We start from the raw sequence: 593 nt of genomic DNA, 5'->3' as shown, positions 1-593 counted from the left end.
GCCTGTTAAGCCCATTGGCCTGGAAGTTGTTATGGCTAAAGACGGAAAAAAGCCAACCGCCCGAACAAGTCCCCAGTGTGCATTGGGCTTATCTAAGATTAGGAAAACTCGCGGGCTGGAATGACAGCAAACGAAGCGGAATTGTGGGCTGGGAAAGGTTATGGCAAGGATGGTTTAAACTGCAAACCATCCTTGAAGGTTACCAGCTAGCCTTGTCTCTTGAGCAAAAGATGTGATCAAGAGACAGCGTATTTGCGGGGCTTTTTATTGTCTTAGTTTTAATAAAAACGACAGACATAAAAAATCCCTACTCTATGGCCTGTCTCTTCTACACAAATCCCTCGGTTTGTAGTGGTCAAGTAAAATTGGCCACGATTTTAGAGTCATTCCAATATAAACGTTCTGACTCATTTGGCGTTAACCCACCATTATATTGATTGGGTCTGGTCTCACTGTAATATCCAGTGATGTAATTTGTGATCTCTTTATCTGCTTCTGTAAAATTCCCATAACCATTGGCGGGTATCCACTCAGATTTCAAACTTCTAAAGAAACGCTCCATTGGTGCGTTATCCCAACAATTCCCGCGACGA

1 protein-coding gene and 1 pseudogene are annotated in these 593 nt (G+C 43.2%); one reads left to right on the top strand and one right to left on the bottom strand.

Translation table 11 applies throughout. The annotated features are described in order from the left end of the window. Window positions 1-236: pseudogene (locus L5M18_RS23330) on the top strand (IS4 family transposase); the annotation flags it as partial. Between the two features lie 119 nt (window positions 237-355). Here the strand turns inward: L5M18_RS23330 and L5M18_RS23325 are convergent. After that, window positions 356-593 (bottom strand): integrase core domain-containing protein (locus tag L5M18_RS23325; protein WP_263197006.1); only part of this gene is annotated, 238 nt, incomplete at its 5' end.

Origin of the sequence: Shewanella sp. SM20 (assembly GCF_025654545.1) — a bacterium.
Classification (GTDB): Bacteria; Pseudomonadota; Gammaproteobacteria; order Enterobacterales; family Shewanellaceae; genus Shewanella; species Shewanella oncorhynchi.
The sequence above is the reverse complement of the archived record's forward strand: the minus strand, read 5'-3'. Positions and strand labels throughout refer to the sequence as shown.